The sequence below is a fragment of the Salinarchaeum laminariae genome, from assembly GCF_023204835.1.
Classification (GTDB): Archaea; Halobacteriota; Halobacteria; order Halobacteriales; family Salinarchaeaceae; genus Salinarchaeum; species Salinarchaeum laminariae.
Genome location: NZ_CP096270.1, coordinates 1,217,241 through 1,239,541, shown reverse-complemented (window position 1 = coordinate 1,239,541; position 22,301 = coordinate 1,217,241). Strand labels below are relative to the sequence as shown.

At 63.6% G+C, this 22,301-nt stretch carries 19 protein-coding genes, 1 tRNA gene and 1 pseudogene; 16 read left to right on the top strand and 5 right to left on the bottom strand.

The genetic code is table 11. From position 1 onward, the window contains the following. Nucleotides 1-96: 96 nt before the first annotated feature. From MXF70_RS05620 to MXF70_RS05580, 9 genes are all read left to right on the top strand, one after another. Nucleotides 97-1,260 carry a signal peptidase I gene (locus tag MXF70_RS05620; protein WP_248518022.1) on the top strand — a complete coding sequence of 388 codons (1,164 nt, stop codon included), beginning with the start codon at nucleotides 97-99 and terminating at the stop codon, nucleotides 1,258-1,260. 81 nt (nucleotides 1,261-1,341) lie between these two features. Next, a complete protein-coding gene (eif1A, locus tag MXF70_RS05615; protein ID WP_259370403.1) occupies nucleotides 1,342-1,635 on the top strand; it encodes a translation initiation factor eIF-1A in 294 nt (97 codons plus the stop codon). Between the two features lie 154 nt (nucleotides 1,636-1,789). Beyond that, nucleotides 1,790-2,287 carry a Holliday junction resolvase Hjc gene (gene hjc / locus MXF70_RS05610; RefSeq protein ID WP_248518021.1) on the top strand — a complete coding sequence of 166 codons (498 nt, stop codon included), beginning with the start codon at nucleotides 1,790-1,792 and terminating at the stop codon, nucleotides 2,285-2,287. A gap of 99 nt (nucleotides 2,288-2,386) precedes the next feature. Then, nucleotides 2,387-3,502 (top strand): DUF7536 family protein, encoded by a 1,116-nt coding sequence (locus MXF70_RS05605; RefSeq protein ID WP_248518020.1) that lies wholly within the window; start codon nucleotides 2,387-2,389, stop codon nucleotides 3,500-3,502. Between the two features lie 97 nt (nucleotides 3,503-3,599). Continuing rightward, entirely contained in the window at nucleotides 3,600-4,751 is a 1,152-nt protein-coding gene (citZ, locus tag MXF70_RS05600; RefSeq protein ID WP_248518019.1) for a citrate synthase, read from the top strand. A 544-nt stretch (nucleotides 4,752-5,295) separates the two neighbouring features. Continuing rightward, a tRNA-Arg gene (locus MXF70_RS05595) sits at nucleotides 5,296-5,369 on the top strand. 494 nt (nucleotides 5,370-5,863) lie between these two features. Next, on the top strand, nucleotides 5,864-7,183 hold the full coding sequence (locus tag MXF70_RS05590) for a replication protein (protein ID WP_248518018.1): 1,320 nt from the start codon (nucleotides 5,864-5,866) through the stop codon (nucleotides 7,181-7,183). A 169-nt stretch (nucleotides 7,184-7,352) separates the two neighbouring features. Then, complete coding sequence (locus MXF70_RS05585; RefSeq protein WP_248518017.1) at nucleotides 7,353-8,336, top strand: DUF8098 family protein; 984 nt, start codon at nucleotides 7,353-7,355, stop codon at nucleotides 8,334-8,336. 3 nt (nucleotides 8,337-8,339) lie between these two features. Beyond that, entirely contained in the window at nucleotides 8,340-9,035 is a 696-nt protein-coding gene (locus tag MXF70_RS05580) for a hypothetical protein (RefSeq protein ID WP_248518016.1), read from the top strand. Here the strand turns inward: MXF70_RS05580 and MXF70_RS05575 are convergent. Both MXF70_RS05575 and MXF70_RS05570 read right to left on the bottom strand, forming a co-directional pair. Next, the gene (locus tag MXF70_RS05575) at nucleotides 9,000-9,488 is read right to left on the bottom strand and encodes a hypothetical protein (RefSeq protein ID WP_248518015.1); all 489 of its coding nucleotides are present in this window, start codon (nucleotides 9,486-9,488) and stop codon (nucleotides 9,000-9,002) included. The two genes, MXF70_RS05580 and MXF70_RS05575, sit on opposite strands and share 36 nt — an antisense overlap. 9 nt (nucleotides 9,489-9,497) lie before the next feature. After that, nucleotides 9,498-9,842, bottom strand: a complete 345-nt coding sequence (locus tag MXF70_RS05570; RefSeq protein ID WP_248518014.1) for a helix-turn-helix domain-containing protein — start codon at nucleotides 9,840-9,842, stop codon at nucleotides 9,498-9,500. 250 nt (nucleotides 9,843-10,092) lie between these two features. Here MXF70_RS05570 and MXF70_RS05565 point away from each other — a divergent pair, with 250 nt between their 5' ends. Both MXF70_RS05565 and glmM read left to right on the top strand, forming a co-directional pair. Next, the gene (locus MXF70_RS05565; protein WP_248518013.1) at nucleotides 10,093-11,142 is read left to right on the top strand and encodes a tyrosine-type recombinase/integrase; all 1,050 of its coding nucleotides are present in this window, start codon (nucleotides 10,093-10,095) and stop codon (nucleotides 11,140-11,142) included. 275 nt (nucleotides 11,143-11,417) lie between these two features. Then, complete coding sequence (gene glmM, locus MXF70_RS05560) at nucleotides 11,418-12,770, top strand: phosphoglucosamine mutase (protein WP_248518012.1); 1,353 nt, start codon at nucleotides 11,418-11,420, stop codon at nucleotides 12,768-12,770. Between the two features lie 44 nt (nucleotides 12,771-12,814). Here glmM and MXF70_RS15240 read toward each other — a convergent pair whose 3' ends face one another. After that, the gene (locus MXF70_RS15240; protein WP_259370402.1) at nucleotides 12,815-12,943 is read right to left on the bottom strand and encodes a hypothetical protein; all 129 of its coding nucleotides are present in this window, start codon (nucleotides 12,941-12,943) and stop codon (nucleotides 12,815-12,817) included. Nucleotides 12,944-12,966: 23 nt separating this feature from the next. Continuing rightward, complete coding sequence (locus MXF70_RS05555) at nucleotides 12,967-13,446, bottom strand: hypothetical protein (protein ID WP_248518011.1); 480 nt, start codon at nucleotides 13,444-13,446, stop codon at nucleotides 12,967-12,969. A 151-nt stretch (nucleotides 13,447-13,597) separates the two neighbouring features. On the opposite strand from MXF70_RS05555, the gene trpD reads away from it, so the two are divergent. From trpD to trpG, 4 genes and pseudogenes are all read left to right on the top strand, one after another. Beyond that, on the top strand, nucleotides 13,598-14,593 hold the full coding sequence (gene trpD, locus MXF70_RS05550) for an anthranilate phosphoribosyltransferase (protein WP_248518010.1): 996 nt from the start codon (nucleotides 13,598-13,600) through the stop codon (nucleotides 14,591-14,593). Nucleotides 14,594-14,597: 4 nt separating this feature from the next. After that, nucleotides 14,598-15,224, top strand: a pseudogene (locus tag MXF70_RS05545) (phosphoribosylanthranilate isomerase); the annotation flags it as partial. A gap of 251 nt (nucleotides 15,225-15,475) precedes the next feature. Further along, the gene (trpE, locus tag MXF70_RS05540) at nucleotides 15,476-17,302 is read left to right on the top strand and encodes an anthranilate synthase component I (protein WP_375140842.1); all 1,827 of its coding nucleotides are present in this window, start codon (nucleotides 15,476-15,478) and stop codon (nucleotides 17,300-17,302) included. Continuing rightward, a complete protein-coding gene (gene trpG / locus MXF70_RS05535; protein WP_248518007.1) occupies nucleotides 17,299-17,937 on the top strand; it encodes an anthranilate synthase component II in 639 nt (212 codons plus the stop codon). Before trpE ends, trpG begins: the two co-directional genes overlap by 4 nt. Before the next feature lie 40 nt (nucleotides 17,938-17,977). Here the strand turns inward: trpG and MXF70_RS05530 are convergent, their stop codons facing one another. Beyond that, the gene (locus MXF70_RS05530; protein WP_248518006.1) at nucleotides 17,978-18,175 is read right to left on the bottom strand and encodes a DUF8029 family protein; all 198 of its coding nucleotides are present in this window, start codon (nucleotides 18,173-18,175) and stop codon (nucleotides 17,978-17,980) included. Between the two features lie 617 nt (nucleotides 18,176-18,792). Here MXF70_RS05530 and MXF70_RS05525 point away from each other — a divergent pair. After that, nucleotides 18,793-21,948: an adenosylcobalamin-dependent ribonucleoside-diphosphate reductase gene (locus MXF70_RS05525; protein WP_248518362.1), complete on the top strand. Its 3,156-nt coding sequence runs from the start codon at nucleotides 18,793-18,795 to the stop codon at nucleotides 21,946-21,948. Nucleotides 21,949-22,301 lie beyond the last annotated feature (353 nt).

Below are 22,301 nucleotides of genomic sequence, written 5' to 3'. Positions count from 1 at the left end.
CTCACGTTCGTCCCGTGCCCAACAGGTATAACAGCAAATCCCCCCTACCAAATTTCCAATGCGTGGCGTGGGGGCGGCGGAACGGGGGTTCCAGCCGTGACGGCCCGCGAGTGGGCCGGGAGGATCGCCTCCGCCGTTCTCGTGGTTGTCGTCCTCTCGCTGGTCGTCGGCCACCTGCTGGGAACCCCGATCTTGCTCGGCTACGTCAGCTCCAACAGCATGGAGCCGACGATCGACGAGGGTGACGCCTTCGTCTCGATCCCGCAGCCACTCGCCGGCGATATCGAGGAGGGCGACGTCATCGTCTACGAAGCCCGCGAGCTCGACGGCGGCGGCCTGACCACACATCGCGTCGTCGAGGTCCGGGACGACGGCTACGTCACGAAGGGGGACAACAACCCATTCACTGACCAGGACGGACCGGAGCCGATCGTCACCGACGAGCAGGTGAAAGCCGAGGTATTGCAGGTCGGCGGGCACGTGGTGACGATCCCGTTCCTCGGAACGCTCGTCGAGGGGATCGGATCGGTCGCGTCTGGCGTCCGGACGACGCTCGCCGAGACGTTCGGTCTCGGGGCCGCCACGAGCCCGCAAGGGTTCGGATTCTTGCTGGTGGGCTCCGGTCTCGCACTCGTCGTGCTGGCCGCACTGGGCGGCGGCCGTGGCACGCGGGTCACCGACCGCCGCACCGATCGCGAGAACGTGATCAAACTCTGGTCGGCGATCGGGGCGGTGGCGGTCCTCGTCGTGTTGCTCGCGACGGCCGCGATGGTTCTGCCTGGCGGCGTTCAGGAGTTCGGCATCGAGAGCAGCGAGGATCCCTCCGACGATCCGCTCTCCGTCGAGCCGGGAGAGAGCGCGACGATCGAGTACGAGGCGAACAACGCCGGCCTCGTTCCGACCGTCGTGATCATGGAGCCCCGGACGAACGACGTCTCGGTCCAGCCGGACCGCGTGACCGTCGGTGGTAGGTCGACGAAAACAGCGACGGCGACGATACAGGCGCCCGAATCGGAGGGTATCCACTACCGACACGCCGCAGAGCACCGCTACCTGCTCGTACTCCCGCCGGGCATGCTCGAGGCGGCCCACGACGTGCATCCGCTGGCAGCACTCGTGCTCGTCGATCTGGTGATCGCCGGGCTGGTCGTGCTCGCCGGCGTGGCCCTCCTCGGAACCAACGACATCCGCGTGCGGGCAGGCTCCGGGGATCGACCACTCACAGTCCGCCTGCGCCGCGCGCTCTTCCGGTGGTTCTGAGCAGGGGCCCTGCGGGCTCCGGGGCGTCACTCTGCAACAGTAGAGTCAAGAGTTAAAACGGCCGCCTGCGAAACGACCCCCATGAGCGACGAGGACGGCCCCGCCAGCGTCGAGGACGTGCGAATGCCCGACGACGACGAGGTGTTCGCAGAGGTCCTCGAGATGCTGGGTGCGAATCGGGTGCGGGTGCGGTGTGCGGACGGCGTCGAGCGGACGGCACGGATCCCCGGGAAGATGCAAAAGCGGATCTGGATCAGGGAGGACGACGTGGTCCTCGTGGAGCCCTGGGACTGGCAGGACGAGAAGGCGGACATCTCCTGGCGCTATGAGAAGGCCCAGGCCGAGACCCTGCGCGAGGAAGGGTACATCGCCTAGCGAGTCCGGCGATCCTCAGGCAGCCGACGAGTTCTCTCTCTCTCCCAGTAGCAAGACGGGAGGCGGTTAGTCGAACGGCAACGCACTCCTCTTGTGCGACCACTTTCACCACGCTGGCCGCGGGTTTATGCCCGTAGGGCGGCGACCTGCTGGCATGTCCAACGCGAAGGGCGATCGCCGGGAGCGCGAGCTCGTCAACGAGCTCGACGCCATCGGGTTCGCCGTCATGCGAGCGCCGGCCTCCGGCTCCGCGACGGAACGGGAGCTGCCGGACGTGCTGGCCGGCGACGGGGAGGCGTTCTACGCGATCGAGGCGAAATCGAGCGCCGGCGATCCGATCTACCTCACCGGCGAGGAGATCGAGGCGCTGATCTACTTCGCACAGAACTTCGGTGCTCGCCCGCGCGTGGCCGCACGATTCGACCGCGAGGCGTGGTACTTCTTCCACCCCGCGGACCTCTACGCGACCGACAGCGCGAACCGACGCGTGAAGAAGGAGACGGCACTCGAGGACGGCGAGACGATGGACGATCTCGTGGCCCACGGGCCGACGACCGACGACGAACCGGCGCCCGACGTCCTCGACGTGTTCCAGGCGGTTGCGGACGGGACATTGGAGCCCGAGGAGGGCGCAGCGATGGTCGACGACTGACCGACCGGCCCGAGCAGGACCCCCAGATCGGCGGGAACGGTCGCGCAGGTGGCGATCGGTTCCGACGGCGCTTTGGGGGTTCCGGCGAACACTCCTGTAGTGAGTGGGAACGACGCCGAGGCTGGCGAGGCAGATGGAGCCGAGGCGGACAGCGAAAGCGACGCCGCCGCTGGCGGAGCCAGCGATGCCGATGCTGGCGGGCCGGCCGACGCCAGCGGACCGACGGCTGGAGATCAGGCGAGCGGAGATTCCGTGACCGGAGATCCGGCGACCGGCGCCGATCGACCCGGCGTCGAGCAGTCCGGCGAACCGCCCGAGGGCGAGCACGATTCGCTGCTCGCAGCGGTGCGCGTTACGCGCCACGCACGCGTCGGACTCGCGGTCGGGCTCGGTCTCGCGGCGCTGCTCTACGTTCCGCGCTACCCCGTGTTCGACGCCTCGATCGAGGGCGCTCGGGGCTACTATCTCGGGCTCGCGTTCGTCCTCGCGGCGACGACGGCGGCGGTCGTCACTGCCGCGTTGAGCGTCAAGACGTTCCTCGAGCCGGTGCTCGATCGGGCGGCGTGGCTCCGTCGGGGGGGCGTGGTGGCGATGCTCGGCGGGCTGGGCTGGATCGCGGCACCGGCCTGTGCCGCGCTCGCCGACGCCGGGACGATCGACGTGCGGCTCTGGCGGAACGTGACGAGCCTCGGCAGTCTCGCTCTGTTGGTCGGGACGATCGGGTTCCACGCCGCTGTCCGCCCCGCGGCGGCCCGGCTCGGCGATCGAACGCGGCGGATCGAGCGAGCTGCCTACTGGCTCGCCCTGGTCGGGCTCCTGATCGCGGCCGCGAACGCGACCGGCAACGCGGCGCCGATGGAGACCGTCGACGGCAGCCAGACGGTGACGCCGTTCCTGATCGGTGCGTTGCTCGCCACGATCGCGGGGATCCCTCTCGCGTTGGTGGCGGAGCGATCCGGAGCGCTGCCGCGCTGGCGCACCCGGGCACTCTTAGTCGGAGGGGTGGCGAGTAGCCTCGCAATTTCGTGGATTGGACTCCTCGGTGGCTGGGACTGGCTTGTCGGGACCGACCTGCCGGACGTGGCCGTCGGGCTCGCGATCGCGCTGGTTCCAGCGGGAGTGGGCTGGGTCCTCGCGGGGCAGGGCCTCTGGGCCTCGGTCCAGCGGGCAGGGGATTCCGACGGTGGAACCCATACGTATCGCGAGAATGGATGACCATTCGTCCGCCAAATTCGGGGAGTAGCGCCGTCGAACGTGCAGTTCGTGCGGGGATTGGCAACCCTTTTGAGGAACCACCGGGTATCGGTAGTATATGCTCGAGGACGTGCAGAAAGGACTCGAGGGCGTGCTCGTCGCCGAGTCAGGCCTCAGCTCGATCGACGGCGACGCCGGGCGCCTGATCTACCGGGGCTACAATATCGAGACGCTCGCCCGCGAGGCGACGTACGAGGAAGTACTCTACCTGCTCTGGCACGGCGAGTTGCCGACGAGCGAGGAGCTCGAGGAGTTCGCCGGCTCCATCCAGGACGAACGGGAGATCGACGCCGACGTCCTCGAGATCGTCCGCAGACAGGCGGTCGCCGACGAGGAGCCGATGGCCGCGCTGCGCACCGCCGTCTCGGCGCTCTCGATGAGCGAGCCCGAGGACGACGCCGATCCCGAGGATCTCGACGCCACGCTCCGGAAGAGCCGCCGGATCACCGCCAAGATCCCCACGATCCTCGCCGCGTTCGAACGGTACCGACTGGGCGAGGCGCCCGTCGATCCGCATCCGGATCTCGGGCTCGCGGCGAACTTCCTCTACATGCTCACCGGCGAGGAGCCCGACCCCGTCGCCGCCGAGACGATCGACCAGGCGCTGATCCTCCACGCCGACCACGGCCTCAACGCCTCCACGTTCACCTCGATGGTGATCGCCTCGACGATGGCCGACGTCTACTCCGCCGTCACCGGCGGCATCGGCGCGCTCTCCGGCCCGCTCCACGGCGGCGCCAACCAGGACGTCATGGAGGTCCTCATCGAGGTCGACGAGAGCGACCGCGATCCCCTCGAGTGGGTGAAAAACGCCGTCGACGAAGGCCGACGCATCCCCGGCTTCGGCCACCGCGTCTACAACGTCAAGGACCCTCGCGCGAAGATTCTGCAGGAACGCTGTGCGGAGCTCGCCGAGGCCAACGGCGACGAGAAGTGGTACGATTACACCACCACGATCGAGCAGTATCTCACCGAGGAGCAGGGCCTCGTCGAGAAGGGCATCGCCCCCAACGTCGACTTCTACTCCGGGACCGTCTACTACCAGCTCGGGATTCCGGTCGATATGTACACGCCCATCTTCGCGATGAGCCGCGTCGGCGGCTGGGTCGGCCACGTGCTGGAGTATCAGGACGACAATCGGCTGATCCGCCCGCGTGGGCGGTACATCGGTCCGGACGACGCCGAGTGGGTCCCGATTGAAGAGCGGTAGAACTGAGCCTTTCTTTTTGAAGTCGTCGTTCATCGCCGCGTAGTGACTACTTCCGCAGAATCGCTTGCATCGAACAGCCTGGAAGCCCCCTCCCGCTCGCGCCCGCTCACTTGCTGCGCGCTTCACTCGCTCCCGTTGGTCGCTCGTTCCAGTGCTTACCGCGTGAGCGAACGCGAGCGGTCGGCCCCTTCCAGTCCCACCCGATGCCGAATGGGAAGGAGCGTAGCTCGATGGGGTTCCAGCCAAGCTGAGACAGGGGATCGTCTACTGCGCTGCAGCCGTGGACGATCCACCGCGCTACGACAGTTCGGAACCCCAGCCGGGTGGGAATGGAAGGGGCCGACCGCTCGACCCGTCCCCGGCGATGCAAGCACTGGAACGAGGGAGCAAAGCGACCGAGTGAAGCGCGCAGCGAGCCGCGGGCGGTCGAGCGGGAGGGGGCTTCCGGGGCGGTCTGTCGTCTCCTGAGTTCTGGCGTCACCAGCCCACTTCTGACAAGGTTCGAGCGGAACACATTTTGAGCGGGTCGAATAACGGATGTCCAGGGCACGTAGCTCAGTTGGACAGAGCGTCCGGCTTCTAACCGGACGGTCGTGGGTTCGAATCCCATCGTGCCCGTGCGCAGACTGTCGGTTTAGAGGTTCTTCGTAGGAGTACGCCAGAGAGTCGCTACTGTCGCAATTCGCGCAGTGCTCACGATTCCGTTCGTGCTGTCAGTCCGGTGTTCGTTCAGCGACGTAACGCACCCTCCTGCTCGCACGCGATTTCCAGATTCGGATCTACCCCCTTCGCTCAGTCTACTCGAGCTCCCAAGCCACCCACCGCCCCACCCACCAGAACCGGAGTGGGGCCCTCGCGGCCCCCTGCGGTTCGTGCTGCGATCTACTTCCCCGCCACCTTCCACCGCAAGCGAGGGAACGCCAGAGGCGGTTCGCCCGGCAGCGCAGCGACTTTTAGGAGCGAGCAGCCCGGAACGCGCGCCGAGCGCCAATCGGCGCGCGCATCCGCCTCGGGCAACCGGAAGCGGGGGCTTGCCCCCCGACCCGGAAGCCCGAGCGCACGCACTCGACCGGAGGGAGAGTGCGAGCGTGATGCGGGGCGGGGTGGTTGCGGTGTCTGACCAAACCGCCATCGCAGGTCCAAACGCGCGAAACTGGGACTCCGCCTCTCGGCCTTCCAAGACTAACTGTACAACCGCCGATAGCGAATCGCTGCCAGCTGGAGAGGGCAGTTGGCAGGGTTATTGGTGGAAGGAGAAGAACGCGCTCGTCGACGAGTTCGTGGGAGATTTCTCCGAACGTGCTGCTCGACCGGTGTCAGTCCGTGGCGGGACGAAGCTTCGCGAGGAGTGTACCTCCGAGAAGCGCGAGGGAGGTCACCGTAGCAAGTCCTGGTCAGATGTTCTGAACGAGTTTCTGAAGTGGTACAACGATTACCGTCACGCGCATCTGGTGTTCGACAGTCCCGAAGGTGAGACTGTCCGGAGTCAGATGCCGAATAGCCACCAGCCGGAGTATGGCGACAAGTACTATGCTCGCTTGAAGGCCCTGGAGAGGCAGATTACAGCCGAGTACGACGACCTCCAGGTTGCTATGCTCACGCTCACGGGCTCAATGAGAAACGCTCGCGGTGGTTGGCGTTGCCCAGCTGACCATCTACGTGACGTGATCGATACGTGGCGGCCCGACCGGGGCAGAGGTGTCTACCATGCACTCCGCGATGCTCTCGAAGGCAAGCGGTGGGAGTATACCCTTGTCGTCGAGAAACATCAGAACGGCTACGGGCACGTTCACGTTGCTGTCTTCGTTGATGGCTCGATCGAAGAATCCGATTTTCACCCTGTGATTGATTGCCACCTGCGGAAATGCGATATCGCTCATCGGGACGCTCACGACTACCACCATCCCGATCCGGAGAAACGACCTATCTCTGTCCGAGAGGTGGATGCCGATCTCGACCCCGATGAATACGAATCGACCGAAGACGTTGGTAACGTTGGTAGCTACATCGGCGAATATGTCGGTGCATACGGAAACTCGCTATTTGAACGATCAATCGAGGAGCTTGCCTTTCGCGCTGTAACTTGGTCAACTGGCACCCAGGTTGTTCGCTTTTCTGCCGGGGCGAATCAACTGATCAACGAGGAATTCGATCGGATCTCAGAGGATCAGCCAGGTTCTCCGCCTTGCTCCCACCCAGACAGTAACTCACCAAAGAGTGCGGCATCTGAATCGGACAGTTCTGGCCAAAACGAAGCCCCAGAAGGATGGACACTTGGTGGTATCGGCAGAGTTGATTCTGATGGAGAATCCATACACAGAGCTTCGAGCAGTGGTGTTCAGTGGGTAGATATTGCAGATGATTCGTATTTAGATCCCCCTCGGCAAATTACCTCTGACCGGCCAAAGGAGAGATTAGGGACTAGTGAATAATCACTAATCTGCTCTGTATGACCACTTTCACCTTTCTACCTATTAGGGTGGAGCCTGAAGCCTTAATTGAGACAGTGGTACAGGGATGCCGCTTGTCGGCTAGCGTAACATCTAAACGAACGCCCTGTACAATACAGACTACGAATCAACCGCGGACCCTACGCCAACGATGATCCCGATCCAAATTAGGGACTCTGAGCGGGCCGCGCTCAAGCTCTTGAAGCCCGCCATGGAGAGCGCCCTGCACGATGAGGAGATTGACCTCAACATTCCGGCTGAATACACTGGAGTGACAGGATTCTATGATAGCAACCTGAAAATCAACAAGCTTGCATACGCGGCCATTGATGAGTTTGATCTCCCTCTTCTGCGGACTTGGTATAAGTACGGCCAGTACGAGCCGTACGAAGAACTCCGTCCAAAATCTCTGAGCATAGGAGATAATGCAGAAGATGCGTATGTACCAAGCGGTCTCAAAACTGACGTCACTCAAGCAGATATTAAGCAGTATCTGCTGGATAGAGACCTAAGATCCGTATTTGAGCAAGACAAGTTTGAGTTCCTTGTTGAGAATTATGAAGATTGGGACCCTGAGCCCTATACGGATGCCTACATTGCAAGTACGAAGATTATCCAAGTCTTGGAGAAGTTGGATAATTCCAATAGTGAAACGATTATAGCCCAAGTTGGAGATCTTCGGGACGACTTTAAACAGGCCTCTATCGATCTCCGCTATAACTTAGATACGATTGACGCGTTTGGCGAGGATATCCACGAGCATGCTAAGTCATATCTAATGAATCTAGAGGATGCTCTCGTTAAGATAGATGAAACTTCAGATGTGACTGAGGATCAAGTTGAGACGATTCAGGAGGCCAGCCAAGTCTACCATGAGTCCGTCTTGCCTTGGGCAGCTATGATTATCTCGATCGACAGAGCCGATGGGCCCCCAGAGTCATTGCCTCAGTTCAGGAAATCTGGAAAGCGGCGGCTCAATGACCGCAAGAAGACATATGACACGCATTTGAAGGGGTGGAGGGCTGACCTAGGCGACCAGGAGCTTAAGCCAAGTCGGACTCAGCACCAGGCGGCAACCGATCCAGCTCCAGAAGCGATTAAAATGTTGCAGAAGGCCGCTTTAGAGAACACTTGATGGATGGGTGCCAACGGCGCTGTCCTCCTCGAGTTTGAAACTTCCCTAGACTACTGCCAGCCAATCCTTCCAGACCACGAAACTACGTCTGAGGCTTTGGATGCCATTCATGAGTTTGGCGTCCGTATTGAGATGAGGAGAAGTTGCTGGAGAAATCTAACAGACTCACTCACGAATACGTTAGAATTGTTTCTTTACCTTCGTGACCAGGCTAGTGAGTTGCTTCGGCAGCATGACTCAGATAAGGCCTTAGAGATTTTTAATGAATCTGTCTTGACGAAGGGGAATCTGGTGGGCGACCAACACATATCTCTAAGTGAGGAGTACATGCCAGATGTTGAGGATTTGAGGGAGGCAGTGGAAGAAATGGGCATAAAAGATTTCCGAGGATATGCTGATACCCAGCAGCGAGTTTGTAGCAGTGCCCAGGATGAGCTTGACTTAATGATTGACAGCTACTTCGATGGCAGCGGGAAAGATCCATATCTCTTTGAGGTTTCTGTTGAACAAGTAGTGGATAGCGATCGTATCGTTGATGTTCTCGTTGATGCCCATATCTGGGGAACACAATGCGACGGTTATCTTCTCACAAGACACGAATCAGTGATCCACTCTGAAAAAGAAGAAATCTTGGACTGCATGGCCGAGGATGCATTCGATATACTATCTCCTGTGGAGGTGGCCGAACGTTTGGCTTAGAAAACTATTCTCGCCTCCATTTGGCCCCGAATTTATTTTATCAATGAAATCTTCAGACTTTTCTATCAATGATTGCCGGTGGGCTGGGAGAGAAGAATCGGGAGAGTCTGGATCAAATCGGGTGTGGCAAAGCGTGATATCGTCCAAGGCAGAATTAATATCTGATCCGCGATATTTTTGCGGGATGCTATGGGTTTGTTTCTCTAATTCTGAATGTAATCTGTCAAAGGTTTCTTGATCATATTCATCAAGATCCATCCCCGTAGCTTCTCTTCGCAATTCCCTCACAATTGAAATGGTTTCTCTCTTCCAGTGGAACCGAGTCATCCACCTTTTGTTCCTTTGTGTGAGTTTATATTGTCCGAATAGAGAGATGAGGTTGATAACGAGGCTTGTCACTCCTGCAACGATACTCCCAATAATCGCTGCCAAGATGGGGGTAGAGATGGACATGACGCAGCCTTATTTGCTTGAACTTTCGCGATAAATATCTGGGTCTTCAGAGACTAGGAATGCACCCTCTTTGGTGATTTTATACTTCCCGCGGTCCACCTTCTCGACAAATCCTCCAGCTTGTAGCGTTTCCAACCGACGGGAGACTGTTTGACGCGTGAGATTAGTATTCTCTGCGATGATTGAGGGTGTTAGAGTCAACCCCGTATAGAGGACGAACAAAATATGTCCGTCAGATCCAGTAAACCAGTCCGGCGTATCTCCCTCAATTATTGGAGTCACATCTCCAGTTAAGTCCGGTACAAACGGCATGTCGTCATCGGAGGTACCCTCCGAGTCGTCTAAATCGCCCATAGACTCATCTGTAATTCGTTCGTTAAAACGTTGGTGCCTGTTTCTATTTTACTGAAAAAGTATTCTATAAGCCATTTACTATAACATGTTTACGAATTAGGAACAGGGTTAAGTTCTCCCAGTAGTATTGCTTTCACATGGATACGCCGAAACACCGCAATAGCAACCCAGAAAAGCTCAAACAGTCCCACAGAATCCCGGTTACCAGACAGATTCTAGCCAATTCGATGGAAGCGAGGCTGGTCCGCGAATGACCGACCTCGATCCGATCCAGCCGGCAGAGGCGGTGAAGATGTACCACGAGGCGATGCAGGACGAACACGCCAAATCAACTCGGCGTAGCGAAAAGCATCGACTCCGTGCGTTCCTCGAGTTCTGCGAGGAAGAAGAGATCGAGAATCTGAACGACCTCACCGGGCGCGACCTCTACAAATATCGAACGTGGCGTCGGGAAGGTCAGGGCGACGACCGTGAGCCGATCAAACTGGTTACGCTCAAGAGCCAGCTAGCGTCGCTCCGTCGGTTCCTCCGATTCGCGGCCAACATTGATGCCGTCGAACCGGAGTTTCACGAGCAGCTCTCGCTCCCGACGATGAAGAACGGCGAGGACGTGTCCGATTCGACTCTCGAACCCGAGCGAGCCATCGAGATTCTGGACTACCTCGAACACGCCCAGCCCGGATCCCGAGACCACATTATCGTCTTGCTGCTCTGGCGAACCGGAGCCAGAACCGGTGCGATCAGAGGGCTCGATCTCACCGATATCGATCTCGACGGCACGCATCCACGCGTGAATGGCCCGGCGATTCACTTCGTCCATCGGCCCGAAACCGGCACTCCACTCAAGAACCAGGAGAGTGGCACCCGTTGGAACCGAATCAGTGGGCAGACTGCTCGATTCCTCCAAGACTATATCGACTATCACCGGGACGACGTGGAGGACGAACACGGCAGAGAACCGCTCATCACGACCCAGTACGGACGGCCCGCGTCTAACACGGTACGCAAAACGCTATATCGGGTGACGCGCCCTTGCTGGAGAGACGAAACTTGCCCCCATGATCGGGATGTTGAACGATGCGATGCCGCCCATCTCGATCACGCGAGCAAATGTCCCTCCGCTCGATCCCCGCACGATCTCCGTAGCGGTCGTGTGACCTACCTCCGTCGGGAAGACGTCCCGCGCAGAGTCGTCAAGGACGAGCTGAACGCCAGCGAGGACATTCTCGATCGCCATTACGACCGCCGGTCGGATCGAGAACAGGCAGAGCAGCGTTCCGATTTCATCCCGGATATCTAACCAACAATGTTCGCCAGTATCAGGGCCGCGTCATCCGCAATAGCCGGACCCCATCGTGCCCGTGATTTTGCGACGAACGGACGTGAGGAGCAAATCACGTCGACGTGGGTTCGAACCCTGGAAGTCGCAGCCCGCGAGGGCCGCAGGCCCGAGCAGGAACGTCTTCCTCCGGTTCGAATCCCATCGTGCCCGTTCGTCCTCGCTTCGTATAGACTCACCAGCACGTCTCGCGTCTCGTCGCAACCGCTTTCCCCTCGGAGTCAGTCCCACTCCACATGGACGTATTCGGATCCAGCGGCGTACGCGGCGTCGTCAATCAGGGGATGGATCCAGGATTCGCGACGCAGGTCGCCCAGGCCGCGGGAACGGTCTGGGACGCAGAGCGGGTCGCGATCGCCCGCGACACGCGTCTCTCCGGGGAGATGCTCGCGGACGCGGTCGCAGCGGGCCTGGCGAGCGTCGGCTGTGACGTCGAGCGGCTCGGGGTGGTGCCGACGCCGGCTGCGCAGGCACACGCGGAGCGGGAGGAGATGCCGGCGGTGCTGGTGACGGCCTCGCACAATCCGCCGGAGTTCAACGGGCTGAAGCTGGTCGCCGCGGACGGTGGCGGGCTGACCGTCGAGACGCTGGAGGCGGTCGAGCGCACGCTGATCGAGGAGTCCTTCGAGCCGGTCAGCTGGGAGGGGATCGGCGCGTCGCGATCGACCGACGACGCGGCAGAGCGCTACGTCGACGCGGTCGTCGGGGCGGTCGATCGCGAGCGGATCGCCGCGGCGGATCTCACGGTTGCAATCGATCCAGGCAATGGCGCGGGCTGTGCGACGAGCCCGGCGATCTTCCGGGAGCTTGGCTGTCAGGTCGTGACGGTCAACGCACAGGCCGACGGCTGCTTTCCCGGGCGCGCGCCCGAGCCCGTGCCCGAGGAGCTGGGCGATCTCTCGCGGCTCGTCCGAGCAGCCGACGCGGACCTCGGGATTGCCCACGACGGAGACGCGGATCGCGCGGTGTTCGTCGACGAGCGGGGGAATCCTGTCGACGCCGACGCCTCGCTGGCTGCGCTCGCCTCGGCGGAGCTTGGCCCCGACGATGTCATGGTGTCGGCGGTGAACGTCTCCCAGCGCGTGGTCGACGCGGTGGAGTCTGCGGGCGCCAGCCTCGAACTCACGCCGATCGGTGCGACCTTCCTCGCGAGCCGGGTCCGGACGCTCCGCGCGGAGGGGAACTCGGTGCCCATCGCTGGCGAGGGCAACGGCGGCGTCTTCTTCCCGCCCTACCGGCTCGCCCGGGACGGCGCCTACGGCGCGGCCCGGTTCCTCGAACTCGTCTCCGAACGCCCTGCCAGCGAGATCGTCGCGCCCTACGACGACTACCAGTTCGTGCAGGCGAACCTCGAGTACGACACCGAGGCGGACCGCGATCGGATGCTCGAGGCCGCCACGACGTGGGCCGAGGCCCAGGACGGCCGCGCGGACACCACCGACGGCTATCGCGTGGACTACGGCGACGCCTGGGTCCTCGTCCGAGAGAGCGGCACGGAACCGCTGGTGCGCGCCTACGCGGAGGCACGACAGCGCGATCGGGCGGAGTCGCTGCTGGGCGACGTAGTCGCGGTACTGGAGAGCGCCTGAGCTGTTGAATATTCGTACGGCGGACAATCGAACTGGCGACGCAGCTACTGCTTCCCGTCCGGTGAGTCCGTCGGCTCGTCGTCGAGCCGACCGAGGAGGCGGGAGAGGAGCTGGCGGCCCTTGCCGCTCTTCAGCCCCCACCGTTTGGCCTTGTTGCGGGCTTCCTCGCTCATGGTCGAAAATTGCGCGCCGTCACCTAAATAGCTGTGGCGAGCACGGCAGTGGCAACGCCAATCACCAGTGTCGCCTGTGTCACCGTCAGGAGCCAGGAGTTCCAGGCGATCGTTTCCTCGTTCTCCAGGATCATCCCGGCATACCCTTCGAGGAGATCTCTATCCCATTCACTGCCGGTTGTGGACCGCTCGGTCGCTCGCTCGAAGTACGTGCCTCCTGGACCCACGTAGAGACTGGATTCACCGTAGGTGACGATCCCGACGACAGCCGACACAACCAGTGATGCGAGCGAAGCGTGGAGAAGCGTCTGATCGAAGACCCCCGCTCCCGCGAATCGGCCCGCGGTGAGCAATAACCCGATCAGAACTGCGTTGAACCGTACGGTCTTCGTCGCCTTGTCGTCGATGTCCACCATCGTCTCGTTTTGAGACTCGAGCACAGACCGCGCCTCTCCATGAATCACCTCGAGACGAACGCTCTCCCAGTCCTCGCCGTCGGTCACGAGACGCTTTCGCCGCGCCTCCGGGCATAAACCTGCGGCCCGGCTGCACAGTTTGCTCGCGTCTTCACAACCGTTCACGCCCCTCCGACACGCTTAACTCAATGGACTGATTTGTGCATTACAAGCCGAATCCATACAGTAGTGATCTTCCATGGAACAATACATCGATCGCGTCGCTGACGGCGAGGATCTGACGCAGGCCGAAGCTCGCGAAGCTGCCACTGCGATCTTCGAAGACGCCACGGAGGCCCAGATCGGGGCCCTCCTGGCGGCGCTGCGAACCAAGGGCGAGACCGAAGCGGAGATCGCGGGTTTCGCGGAGGGGATGCGTGCCGCCGCGAAGACGATCGATCCCGGCCGCGCCCCGCTCGTGGACACCTGCGGCACCGGCGGCGACGACTACGACACGATCAACGTCTCGACGACGAGCACGTTCGTCGTCTCCGGTGCTGGCGTGCCCGTCGCCAAACACGGCAACTACTCTGTCTCTTCCTCGTCGGGGAGCTCCGACGTCCTCGAGGAACTCGGCGTCGAGATGGAGACCGATCCCGACGCCGTCGAGGATCTCATCGAGGCCGAGGACGTCGGCTACATGCACGCGCCGGCGTTCCATCCTGCGATGAAGGCCGTCATCGGCCCGCGCAAGGAGCTCGGCGTCCGGACGATCTTCAACGTGCTCGGCCCGCTCACGAACCCCGCCTGCGCGGACGCACAGGTCGTCGGCGTCTACGATCCCGACCTCGTCCCGACGCTCGCGAACGCCCTCGCGAACCTCGACGTCGATCGGGCGCTGGTCGTCCACGGTTCGGGACTCGACGAGATCGGGATTCACGACGAAACCGTCGCAGCGGAGGTCTCCGGCGGCGACGTCACCGAGTTCACCATCGAGCCCGAAGATCTCGGCCTCGACCGCGCGCCGATCGAGGAGATCGCCGGCAGTACGCCCGAGGTCAACGCACAGGACCTCGAAGGAATCCTGACCGGCGAGGTGACTGGAGCCAAACGCGACGTCGTCCTCGCCAACGCGGGCGCGGCGATCTACGTCGCTGGCGAGGCCGACTCGATCGAGGAAGGCGTTGAGGTGGCCACCGACGCGATCGACACCGGGGCTGCCGCCGCACGCCTCGACGCCCTTCGTGAGGCCTGAGCCGATGACAGGATCCGATTCTGCGACCGCCGATTCCGCGGCCGACGATCGTACGACTGACGCCCCCTCCCACCCTCGCGTGAAAATCTGTGGCCACACATCCAGTGAGGATCTCGCCGCGAGCGTGGCGGCGGGCGCTGACGCCGTCGGCGTGATTACCGCTGTCGACGTCGAGACGCCCCGTGAGGTCACGGTGCGACACGCTGCGGACCTCCTGGCACCGGTTCCACCGCTCGTGACGGGCGTGCTCGTGACGATGCCCGAGACCGTCGGCGACGCCGTCGAGCTGATCGGTCGGACGAACCCGGATGCGGTGCAGGTCCACGGCACGCTCGACCCCGCCGAGGTCGCCGACCTCCGGCAGCGCGTCCACGTCGACGTGATCGCTGCGATCGGCGCCGACGAGCCTGCCCTCGCCGACTACGCCGACGCCGCTGACGCGCTGCTCGTGGACACCCCAGCTGCGGACGGCGGCGGTGGCACCGGCCGCACGCACGACTGGACGGCGACCCGGAGCGCGACCGCCGATCTCGACGTGCCGGTGATTCTGGCTGGCGGCCTCGATCCGGCGAACGTCGCCGACGCGATCGAGACCGTCCGACCGTTCGGGGTCGACGTGGCCTCCGGCGTCGAATCCGAGGGCGTCCGCGCGAGCGAAGCGAGTGCGGTATCCGGCGAGCGAAGCGAGACGGATGCTCGTCAGGCCGACAGGTCTGACGGTGGCTCGGAAGGCGAGCGAAGCGAGTCTTCCGGCGGGGAGAAAGACCACGACGCCGTTCGCGCGTTCGTCCGGAACACGCGAGCAGCGACCGCGGACGATCGCGACGCTGCGCCGGCCGCGGAGGGATCCCGATGAGTACCGAGCACGATCCGGTGCTCTCGATGGATCGGGAGACGTTCGTCGCGCACGCAGCGGGCGAGCGGGCAGACGACGACGCGGACGCGACGGCGTCGGATCCGGCAGTGATCCGCGTCGCGACCGAGCTCGACGCCGACATCTCTCCCCTCTCGGCGTACGCCGCACTGACGGGCCGGACGACCGACGCTGACACCGCCGATCACGCCTTCCTGCTGGAGAGCGGCGGGAAGACGGCCGCGAGCGACCCCGACGGCGCATTTAGACCGAGTCACGCGACGACTGATCGTCACGCGCGCTACTCATTCGTCGGGTACGATCCCGAGGCAGTGGTGACCGTCGGCGACGACGGCGCCGAGGTCGACGTGCTCGGCGACGAGCGCTACGCCGATCTGATCGAGACCGGTGGCGACGACGTAGTCGACGAGCTCCGGGCCGCGATGCCCGACGTCCGGCGGGCTGGCTTCGAACACGGAGATCGTCAGCGGCTCGACGGCGGGCTCGTCGGATTCCTGGGCTACGACGCCGTCTACGACCTCTGGCTCGAGGAGGTCGGACTGGAGCGCCCCGACTCGCGCTTTCCCGACGCCGAGTTCGTGCTGGCGACGCGGGTCGTCGCGTTCGACGACGTCGAAGAGTCGATCGAGCTGGTGTTCACGCCGGTCGTCCGGCCCGAGGACGACGCCGGGGCGATCTACGACGCGCTCACGGCGGAGGCCGAACGCGTGGAGGCGCTGCTCGCCGACGCCACGGCGCCGGACACCGGCGGATTCGAGCGGCTCGGTGAGACCGCCGGTCCGCAGGCCGAGTACGAGGACGCGGTTCGGGAAGCGAAAGAGCACGTCCTCGACGGCGACATCTACCAGGGCGTGCTCTCCCGGAAACGCGAACTCTACGGCGAGGTCGATCCGATCGGGTTCTACGCGGCGCTGCGCGAGGTCAACCCCTCGCCGTACATGTACCTGCTCGCGCACGACGACCTCGCGATCGTGGGGGCCAGCCCCGAGACCCTGGTGTCCGTGCGAGGCCAGGAGATCATGGTCAACCCGATCGCAGGGACCTGCCCGCGCGGGACCGGCCCCGTCGACGATCGACGGCTCGCCGGCGAGATGCTCGCCGACGACAAGGAACGGGCCGAGCACACGATGCTGGTCGATCTCGGACGCAACGACGTGCGGCGGGTGGCCGAGCCCGGCTCGGTGCGCGTCGACGAGTTCATGAGCGTGCTCAAATACAGCCACGTTCAGCACATCGAATCGACGGTGACCGCGACGCTCGCAGCCGAATCGGACGTGTTTGACGCCACGCGAGCGACCTTCCCCGCGGGCACGCTCTCGGGCGCGCCCAAAATCCGTGCGATGGAGATCATCGACGAGCTGGAGCTCGCCCCGCGGGGCCTCTACGGCGGCGGCGTCGGCTACTACTCCTGGAGCGGCGACGCGGATTTCGCGATCGTCATTCGGACTGCGACGGTCGAGTCCGGCGTCGATCCGGCCGACGCACCGGCGGCTGCCGGCGTTTCCCAGGACCGCACCGGCACGCTCGATCGGATCACCGTCCAGGCCGGCGCCGGGATCGTCGCCGATAGCGACCCCACCGCCGAGTACGAGGAGACCGAGTCCAAGATGGACGGCACGCTGGCCGCCCTCGAACGCATCGAGAACGGTGCGCAGCACCCCGACGGCGACACCGCCGATGCCGCCGGGGCCAGCGAGGGATCCGCGCAGGGCGGGGGCGACGGGGATGGCGCCGCCACCGGCGACGACGAGGCGCACCGCGACGAGGAGGAGCCGGCAGGCACCGACAACGAACCCGCAGCTGACGACCCCGCCGGTCAGGAGGTGAGCCGATGAGTGCGACCGATCGCGGCGAGGACGCCGCCAGCGACGCCACGGCAGCCGACGAGGATCGCCCGCTCGTCCTGTTCGTCGACAACTTCGACTCCTTCACCTACAATCTCGTCGAGTACGTCAGCGAACACGCCGACACCGCCGTCGTCAAGAACACCGCCTCGCTCGCGGAGATCCGGGAGATCGACCCCGACGCGATCGTCATCTCGCCGGGGCCGGGACATCCGAAGAACGATCGTGACGTCGGCGTCACGCTCGACGTGCTCACCGATATCAGCCCCGAGGTACCGACGCTCGGCGTCTGTCTCGGGCTGGAGGCGGCGGTCTACGCCTACGGCGGCACGGTCGGCCGCGCGCCCGAGCCGATCCACGGCAAGGCGTTCCCGATCGACCACGACGATTCGGGCGTGTTCGCCGGACTGGAGCAGGGCCTGCGCGGCGGGCGGTACCACTCGCTCGTCGCGACGGCGGTTCCGGAGGTTTTCGAGGTCACGGCGACCGCGGATCACAACGGGGAGGAGCTCGTGATGGGCGTGCGCCACCGCGAGCATCCAATCGAGTGCGTCCAGTTCCATCCCGAGAGCGTGCTCACCGCTGCCGGGCACGACGTCATCGAAAATTTCCTCGACGGGCTGTAGCTCGCGGTATCGCTTCGCCGACGCTCAGTACGCAGGCTGCTCAGACCAGCCCGAGCAGGCTCAGCGCGAACAGCGCCGCGACGACCACGATCGCGATCCAGAGCAGCTTCCACGCCACGGAGAGCACTGCGCGGCCGACCACGACGATGATCGCGACCACGACCAGCGCGATCAGCAGGCGGCCGAACTGTGTGTTGAGTGGCTCGGGGATCGACTGAAGTAGCGTGACTGGTTCCATACAGGGGGTGCAACCCCGCGTGGTATCTATCTTGTGGGGAGCTGGGTGGAGAGTGAGTGTCGGAAGTGGCTCGCTCCAGAGGAGCTGGAGTCACAGAGGAGCCAGTTCCGCACAAACTGGAGGCTGAATCTCGTGAGTCACCCTCCGTGAATTCGGTCGTCTCCCCCACGACCTCGACCATCGCCCCGTTGCAGGGGTGCGTTCTCCAGTCGAAATGGAGGGGGCGAATTACCACACTGTTGCAACCGATAGGTTTTGGTGTCGTGATCCTCCGTCCTGCCGCCTGCATGCGATTCTCCGATATTCTCGCCGAGTAGCTGCCAGCAACGTCCACTTTCACTCTCCTTTCCCGATCCTTATGTGCGGGGCTCACGTACGATTCGAACAGCGACGGCGGCGAGGACGACCGACAGGGGCGCTGGCAGGGGGTTAGAACCGCATAACCACCAGTATCTGCAACACCCTACGCTGTACTGCGATTTGCGCCACGCCACGGTACGCATACTTTATGTGGGATGCCCCAGAAGGAAGTCTCCGTCACCGACACCCAGAACGATGTCCCTAACACCACCCAAAACCGACCGACGGCACCGATTCGCTCGCGCGGGGGGCTCGGCATGAGCCAGCCCGACGCCTCCGCGGACGAGGTAACGCTCCCGATCAAACGCGTCGAGGGAGCGACCATGGAAGAGCGCCTGACCGGCAACGCGTACCACAACATCCTGCCGGCGCGCTACCTCCGCAAGGACGCGGACGGCGAACTGATCGAGCAGCAGGAGGACCTCTTCGAGCGCGTGGCGAAGAACGTCGCGCTCGCAGAGTCCGTCTTCGAGGCGCGCAAGCGCGATCTCGAAGTGACGGTTACGCCCGACCAGCTCAAGCCCGACCACCCGCGGCGCGACGAGCTCGCCGCGGAGGTCTTCGGCAAGGGCACCACCGTCGACAGCGACGCCGAGACGACGCTCACCGAGTACAACGTCAACAAGTTCGCCTACGAGTCGCTCGTCCCCGAACTGCCGTCGGCCGTCCAGAACCACGTCGAGTCCACGGCGAACGCGTTTCAGGACGCGATGGAGAACCTCTCCTTCATGCCGAACTCGCCGACGCTGATGAACGCCGGCGACGAGCTTCAGCAGCTCTCTGCGTGTTTCGTCGACTCTCCCGGCGACGACATCGACGACATCCACGAGACCGCCAAGGAGGCCGCGCAGGTCTTCCAGTCCGGCGGTGGCATGGGCTATGCGTTCTGGAAGCTGCGACCCTACGGCGACCCGGTCGGCTCGACTGGCGGTATCGCCTCGGGCCCGATCACCTTCATGCGGACCTTCGACCAGATGTGCGAGACGATCGCCCAGGGCGGCGCCCGACGCGGTGCCCAGATGGGCGTCATGCGGGTCTCCCACCCGGACGTCATCCAGTTCATCCACGCGAAGAACAAGGACGTCTCGCTGGCCAACACGCTGCGGCTGAACGACCCCGACGACTTCACGCACACCTCCTTCGCGGACGCGCTCGACGAAGCCCGCGAGCTCATCGACGACGAGGGGCGCGTGCCCGAGCATCTCCGTAACGCCGTCGAGGGCCACCTCTCGAATTTCAACATCTCCGTGGGCGTCACCAACGACTTCATGGACGCCCTCGAGAACGACGAGGAGTTCACCTTCACCAACCCCCGGACCGGGGAAGCACACATCGCGACGGAGGAGACCAAGGAGCTCTACGACATGTTCGGCCTCGGCGAGTACGTCGAGGTCGGTGAGGAGCTGTCGATCCCCGCCGACGAGCTCTGGACGGACATCGTCGAGGGCGCACACGAGAACGGCGAGCCCGGCGTCGTCTACCTCGAGCGGATCAACGAGGAGCACTCCTTCGACGTCGAGAAGCACGAGGACCACCGTATTCTCGCGACGAACCCCTGCGGCGAGCAGCCCCTCGAGGAGTACGAGGCCTGCAACCTCGGCCACATCAATCTCTCGACGATTGCGGCGACGGACGCGCCGGACTGGCGCGTCTGGTCTGAACAGCACGCCGACCGCTTCGACACCGAGGCCGAGGCGGTCGAGGCGTTCCTCGACGAAGCCGTCGACTGGGAGGAGTTCGAACGCCGCATCGCACTGGGCACCCGCTTCCTCGAGAACGTCGTCACGATGTCGGACTTCCCGGTCCCCGAGATCGAACAGAAGGTCCGGGAGATGCGCAAGATCGGGCTCGGCGTCATGGGCCTCGCACAGCTGTACATCCAGCTTGGCATGGAGTACGGCTCCGACGCCTCCAACGAAGTCGCCAGCCAGCTCATGCGCTCGATCAACCACGGCTCGAAGGAGGCCAGCCACGAGCTCGCCACCCAGCGCGGGCCGTTCTCGGAGTGGGACAAATCGAAGTTCGCTGACCCGACGGAGTACCGCGAGTGGTTCGAGCACCAGACCGGCCTCGACGCCGACGACTGGGCCGACGGGTACCCGATCCGCAACCACAACACGACGACGATCGCGCCGACGGGCACGACCTCGATGGTCGGCAACACGACGGGGGGCTGTGAGCCGATCTACAACGTCGCCTACTACAAGAACGTCTCCGACGACGTGCAGGGCGACGAGATGCTCGTCGAGTTCGACGACTACTTCCTGCGCGTTCTGGAGGAAAATGGCATCGACGTCGAGGCCGTCAAAGAGGAGGCTCAGGAGCAGATGGCCGAGAACGAGTTCGCCGGCGTCGACGGGCTGACGACCGTCCCCGACGCCATCGGCGAGCTGTTCGTCACCACCGGCGACCTCTCCGCGAAGCAACACGCCGAGATCCAGGTCGCCTGTCAGACCGGCGTCGACTCCGCGATCTCGAAGACGGTCAACGCGCCGACGGACTCCACCGTCGACGACGCCAAGGAGGTCTTCCAGTACATCTACGACCACGGTGGCAAGGGCGTCACCTACTACCGCGACGGCACCCGCTCGAAGCAGGTGCTCACCACGCGCGCCCAGAACGCCGAGTTCGCCGACATGGACGCCGAGGAGATCATCGCCCAGATCGAGGAGATCTTCGGCGACCTCGGCGAGTTCTTAGAGGAGCCCGCCGTCCGCGACGCCGTCGAGTCCGACGTCGCCGAGGTCCTCGGCGCAACGCCCGACCTCGCCGAGCAGTACGCCGAGAAGCGCCCGCGCCCGGACGTCCTCCACGGCGTCACCCAGCGCATCGACACCGGCTACGGCAAGCTCTACGTCAACATCAACGAGGACGAGGACGGCCGTCCCTTCGAACTGTTCGCCAACATCGGCAACTCCGGTGGCTTCACCGCCTCCTTCACGGAGGCGCTCGCGAAGACGATCTCGACGGCGCTCCGCTCGGGCGTCGATCCCGACGAGATCGCCGACGAGCTCCAGGGCATCCGCTCCCCGAAGGTCGCCTGGGACAAGGGCGAGCAGATCCAGTCGATCCCCGACGCCATCGGCACCGCGATGCGCCGGTATCTCGACGACGAGATCGACAAGGCCTACCCCGACCAGACGAACCTCACCGAGCTCGAAGCCGGCGAGGAGGCCGAGGCAGCCGCGCCCGAGCCCGAAACTGACGGCGGCGCAGTTGCAGCCAGCGGCGCGGCGACCGAACCCTCGACCGGCTCCGAGGGCGTCGAGCGCGCCCAGGCCGATTCCGGCGGGGACCAGCAGGAACTCATCGACGCCGGTGAGAGCCCCGAGTGTCCCGACTGCGGTGCGCTCTCGCTCTACTACTCCGAAGGCTGCAAGACCTGCGAGTCCTGTGGCTGGTCGGAGTGCTAATCTGAGGTAGCGGTCGAAGTTTCGTTTCTATCCGCGTTTTTCGAGGCGCCACTCGCAGTCCAGAGTATTGCATCCGCGAGCGACCGAAGGGAGCGAGCGGTTTCGTCCGAGAGAGCGAAGCTCTCTCGTGATCGGACGAGAGCACAGCTCTCGTCGACCTCGCGGGATCGAAGATCCCGCTCAGTCACGAAAGGCGCTTCGCGTCTTTCGAACGACTCCGAGCCGAGTGAATCGAGGCGCGGGCTTCCTCGCGAGCAACGCGAGCGAGGGCTCGCGGGGGCTCCGCTCCCGCGGTGTTTTTGGCCCAGATTTTTTGGCGGAGGGTTTCCTCGGTCGCGCTTCGCGCGACCTGC

What these genes read in the sequence shown, in the direction of transcription:
- MXF70_RS05570 (WP_248518014.1), bottom strand. Translation starts at nt 9,842, where the DNA reads ATGGGCGATTTAGACGACTCGGAGGGTACCTCCGATGACGACATGCCG.
- MXF70_RS05575 (WP_248518015.1), bottom strand. Translation starts at nt 9,488, where the DNA reads ATGTCCATCTCTACCCCCATCTTGGCAGCGATTATTGGGAGTATCGTT.
- MXF70_RS05525 (WP_248518362.1), top strand. Translation starts at nt 18,793, where the DNA reads ATGAGCCAGCCCGACGCCTCCGCGGACGAGGTAACGCTCCCGATCAAA.
- trpD (WP_248518010.1), top strand. Translation starts at nt 13,598, where the DNA reads ATGGAACAATACATCGATCGCGTCGCTGACGGCGAGGATCTGACGCAG.
- MXF70_RS15240 (WP_259370402.1), bottom strand. Translation starts at nt 12,943, where the DNA reads ATGAGCGAGGAAGCCCGCAACAAGGCCAAACGGTGGGGGCTGAAGAGC.
- hjc (WP_248518021.1), top strand. Translation starts at nt 1,790, where the DNA reads ATGTCCAACGCGAAGGGCGATCGCCGGGAGCGCGAGCTCGTCAACGAG.
- citZ (WP_248518019.1), top strand. Translation starts at nt 3,600, where the DNA reads ATGCTCGAGGACGTGCAGAAAGGACTCGAGGGCGTGCTCGTCGCCGAG.
- glmM (WP_248518012.1), top strand. Translation starts at nt 11,418, where the DNA reads ATGGACGTATTCGGATCCAGCGGCGTACGCGGCGTCGTCAATCAGGGG.
- trpE (WP_375140842.1), top strand. Translation starts at nt 15,476, where the DNA reads ATGGATCGGGAGACGTTCGTCGCGCACGCAGCGGGCGAGCGGGCAGAC.
- MXF70_RS05530 (WP_248518006.1), bottom strand. Translation starts at nt 18,175, where the DNA reads ATGGAACCAGTCACGCTACTTCAGTCGATCCCCGAGCCACTCAACACA.
- MXF70_RS05585 (WP_248518017.1), top strand. Translation starts at nt 7,353, where the DNA reads ATGATCCCGATCCAAATTAGGGACTCTGAGCGGGCCGCGCTCAAGCTC.
- MXF70_RS05565 (WP_248518013.1), top strand. Translation starts at nt 10,093, where the DNA reads ATGACCGACCTCGATCCGATCCAGCCGGCAGAGGCGGTGAAGATGTAC.
- MXF70_RS05580 (WP_248518016.1), top strand. Translation starts at nt 8,340, where the DNA reads ATGGGTGCCAACGGCGCTGTCCTCCTCGAGTTTGAAACTTCCCTAGAC.
- eif1A (WP_259370403.1), top strand. Translation starts at nt 1,342, where the DNA reads ATGAGCGACGAGGACGGCCCCGCCAGCGTCGAGGACGTGCGAATGCCC.
- trpG (WP_248518007.1), top strand. Translation starts at nt 17,299, where the DNA reads ATGAGTGCGACCGATCGCGGCGAGGACGCCGCCAGCGACGCCACGGCA.